Source organism: Alcanivorax sp. HI0044 (assembly GCF_001634945.1).
Genome location: NZ_LWEZ01000876.1, coordinates 1 through 3,924, shown reverse-complemented (window position 1 = coordinate 3,924; position 3,924 = coordinate 1). Strand labels below are relative to the sequence as shown.

The following is a 3,924-nucleotide window of genomic DNA, read 5'->3' as shown; positions in this document are numbered from 1 at the left end:
CATGTACGGTGAAGAGACCCTGGCAACAGTCATAGGCGCGGTTGATGGCAGCATACGCTTCCCGGGCCTGACCCCCACCAACATGCAGCTGGACGGCCTGGAGAAACATCAGCGCCTGATCGAAAGTTACAAGAAGCTGCATGCAGCGCGGGCGGCCAAGTTTGTGACTGTTTGATATCCAGCCAAATAATTTGGTGCGTACTGAAGCATGGCCAGCCGTTAGAGCGAAACACTATTTCTTAATACCAGAAAATGGCAACCAAGTAGCATTAGAGATGCGTAATATGATTGGGGAAAATCATGAATTATCGTAGCGATATTGACGGGCTTAGAGCGGTAGCAGTTCTTGCTGTCCTTCTTTTCCATTCTGGGATCAGTCAGTTTTCTGGGGGCTACGTTGGCGTTGATATTTTTTTTGTTATTAGTGGTTTTTTGATTACCAGTCTGATTTATAAAGATGCGAAGTCAGGAACTTTCAGTTATCGCATATTCTATAAGCGGCGGGTCGCTCGGCTGATTCCTGCTCTAGCACTAACCCTTCTTCTAGTAACCGCCTTCGGTTTCTTTTTCTATGACACAGCCAGATTTGACATTCTAGGAAAACAGATTTTCTTCTCGTCCTTTGGTGCTGCCAATCTGCTTTTTTCTCAAGGCACTGATTATTTTGCAAAGGATGAAGCTTATCAGCCATTTATCCACCTTTGGTCGCTGGGTGTCGAAGAACAGTTTTATCTAGTATGGCCTGCTTTATTCCTGCTTTTTTATCGAATAAGTCCAAAACTGATTGGCTCTCTAGTCATCATCATGCTTTTTGTTTCTCTAGGCTTATCTATCAATGTGGCTGCAGATCGCTCACCATCAGGGTATTTTTTGCCCCAATACAGGGGTTTTGAGCTTCTCATCGGCGCCGGTCTTGCTCTAAGCATGAGCCGGAATTCTGCTAAGAATACACCCGAAATCATCAAACAAGCCGCTAACTATTTAGGGGTGATTGCCATATTAATTCCCATCTTTACCCTTGATAATGATTCCAGTTTCCCAGGACTTAATGCACTGTGGCCTTGTCTTGGAACAGCATTAATTATTGGTTTCCCAAATAAAGGTCTAGTAACCAGGGCTTTGTCTGCAAAGTGGATGGTAACTATCGGCTTGATTTCCTATCCACTCTATCTTTACCACCAACCCCTGATTTCTTTTTTTCACTACTTCAATCTGACTTGGTCACCATGGGCCTTATTCTTTTTTGTCTGCATTTTATCATTTCCTGCTGCATGGATTACATATCGTTATCTGGAAAAACCCCTCCGCCAAGCTGTGCACAAAAAAAACCGGGCGTCTTCTCTTATTACTACCAGCCTGTCACTTACCATTCCTCTTTTCGCTATCGTTGGCATTGTTATTGCAAAAACAAACGGATTGGAAATGCGTTTCGCTCACCTAAATCCTTTTTCTGTACAAGTAATAAAAGCCCATGCATTTTCATTTCACGAAAAATTTCAAAGAGGGATAAATATTGACAGCAAAGGAGAAAAAAGGATTCTTTTCATTGGGGACTCCGCTCTTCAACAATACGTTGACCCAATAGCTTCAGCATTGCAGATTCCCTCTGATAAAGTAGACAGTGTCACTAGAGGCGGCTGCGTTCTTTTAAAGGGCGTCGAATTCATTGACTCTTATTCTGACATTTCATGTAATCGCATGCGCGAGGATCTATATCGACGGAATGATCACTACAACTATATAGTCATTTCTCAGCTCTGGAGCTCCTACGATCAGGCTGTCCGAAATTTCCCTAAAAAAGTTGAAGAAAATGCAAGGTGGGCACCTTTCATTAACGCCTCAATCACACACTTTTCTCCTTTAGCCGGTAGAATAATTATCATTGGCCGACACTTGGATGTCGAAGGAACCGGGCCCCTTCAGCCTACACTCCGCCTAAATGAAGAGGATTATATTCGCGGCCTTGATGACCTCCATATTATCAATGCCGAATACTTACAAAATAAGAATGACTACTTTTCCACCTTGGAAAAAGAAAACGACGTCACGGTAATAGAACCATATCGTATTTTCTGTTCCACAAACGAGCATTGTGTTTTGAGAAGTGAAGAATGGTCATTTTTCAGCGACAGACACCATATAAGCTCAACATCTACCCAATTTGTCTCTGAAAGAATCAAAGAGCTACTGGACTTGTAACAGCTGTTTTTTCATTCAATCCTGGCTCAGGTAAATCACTAACATGCGGCGCGGGGGTAAAGGCCTGAACGCAAACCGCGCAGCGCTGGGTAAACCCGGCAAAAAATAAACAGGGAGGCGACCATCATGGCAATGTTTCGGCTGGCGTTGTTCTTGCTGATGCCCGGCGTTGTCCAGGCCGACGCAACGTCACTGGAGACGTATCTGTCCGCCAAACCATTACGGATGGAGGTACGCTATTGTGAGTGCGCGGTAATAAGCCCGGATGGGCGCTCACCAGATCCACTACCGGGTTTTATGGATCAGGCTGACGCGCTGAGTGTTGCTGTAGAAGCACAGGATAAAGGCTTCATTTCCACTGAAGTGCTTTTTCTCGGCTACGCCCTGCAACCGGAAGCCGGGGCGCCTGAGGCGTTCCGGTTTCAATACGTTGGGGACTTCACCACCCCACGGGGACATAACAGTGCGCGGGGAGCGGTGATTCTGGAAAAGAATCAGTGGGTCAGTCTTTGGGGTTCACAGGGAGGCGATGGCATAACCGGTGTTGCCGTGCGGTTGACGGACACCACCGGGCCATAATTTTTCAAGCGGTATTGCTCTAGTCATTCGCTACATCAATCACCACTTTCCCCCGGCAACGACCCGAGCGGTTGCGATTGTAGGCCGCTTCACTTTCTGCCAGCGTAAAGACGCTGTCGATAATGGGCGTCAGGGTACCGGCCTCAACCATGGCGGTCAGCGTTTCCAGATCACGTCGGTACGATTCCACCACCACGGTGCCGGATTTTTTACCCAACAGTCGATAAAGCGGCGTAGCAAACATGGAGGCACCCTGGCCGCCAGTGGAAATAAAGTAGCCCTTCTTGCCCAGCAGGGCAGAACAGGTGAGCGGGGTTTCGTAAGAGGTGACGTCAAAGACCAAATCAAACGGGCCAGCCGTTTTGCGGTAATCACCCTGGGTATAGTCGATAATGGCATCTGCCCCCAGCTCACGAACAAAATCCACATTGCGACCACTGCAGACCCCGGTGACATGCAACCCCAGATTTTTGGCGATCTGTACGGCGAAGGTGCCCACACCGCCGGAGGCACCAATAATCAGCACTGTCTTGCCGGCTTCGCCTTTGCCTTTGCGCAGCCCCTGCAACGCCGTTAGCGCCGCCAACGGCATGGCCGCCGCTTGCGTGAAAGACAGGTTCTGCGGTTTTTTGGCGATGCGGCGCTGGCTGATCCGCGCCTGCTCTGCCAGTGAGGCTGTGCGCAAACGCATATCCATGCCATACACCGCATCGCCAATATCAAAATCACGCACGTTACGCCCCCGGTCGACCACCACCCCCGCCAGGTCGTCCCCGAACAGGGGCGGCAAGCGTTTCACCATCACCGGACTGGCGGCCATGGCCAGGTTGTAATTCAGTTTCCAGTCTTTGGGGTTTACCGACGCGGCATGCACCGCCACCAACACATCATCCGGTTTTAACCGATCGGGCGCCTCTGTTTCGATCAGGGCAAGGCCAGGGTGCAGGCCCCAGCCGGAGGTAGCGATGGCTTTCATGACAAACTCCGTGATATGCATTTGACGCTCAGCTTAACAAAGCGGGCAACAAAGCGGATGGTCAGATAACGACAAGGCGGGGGAGTATTTGTGTCAATGCGAAGGCCTGAGCAAGCACCTCAGCCGGGATCCACCTTGCCGCGCAGGGACTTGGTCCTGCCGCGTTTGGT

General features: G+C 49.2%; 4 protein-coding genes. 3 read left to right on the top strand and 1 reads right to left on the bottom strand.

What is annotated here, in order from left to right; genetic code table 11:
• The 3 genes from A3730_RS31505 to A3730_RS10450 all read left to right on the top strand — a co-directional run.
• Positions 1-175: hypothetical protein (locus A3730_RS31505; RefSeq protein WP_197477424.1), on the top strand; the 175-nt coding region annotated here is incomplete at its 5' end.
• Between the two features lie 125 nt (positions 176-300).
• On the top strand, positions 301-2,199 hold the full coding sequence (locus A3730_RS10455) for an acyltransferase family protein (RefSeq protein WP_063518521.1): 1,899 nt from the start codon (positions 301-303) through the stop codon (positions 2,197-2,199).
• Positions 2,200-2,325: 126 nt separating this feature from the next.
• Positions 2,326-2,778: a hypothetical protein gene (locus tag A3730_RS10450; protein WP_082872297.1), complete on the top strand. Its 453-nt coding sequence runs from the start codon at positions 2,326-2,328 to the stop codon at positions 2,776-2,778.
• A gap of 19 nt (positions 2,779-2,797) precedes the next feature.
• Here the strand turns inward: A3730_RS10450 and A3730_RS10445 are convergent, their stop codons facing one another.
• On the bottom strand, positions 2,798-3,754 hold the full coding sequence (locus tag A3730_RS10445) for an NAD(P)-dependent alcohol dehydrogenase (RefSeq protein ID WP_063518520.1): 957 nt from the start codon (positions 3,752-3,754) through the stop codon (positions 2,798-2,800).
• Between the last annotated feature and the right edge of the window lie 170 nt (positions 3,755-3,924).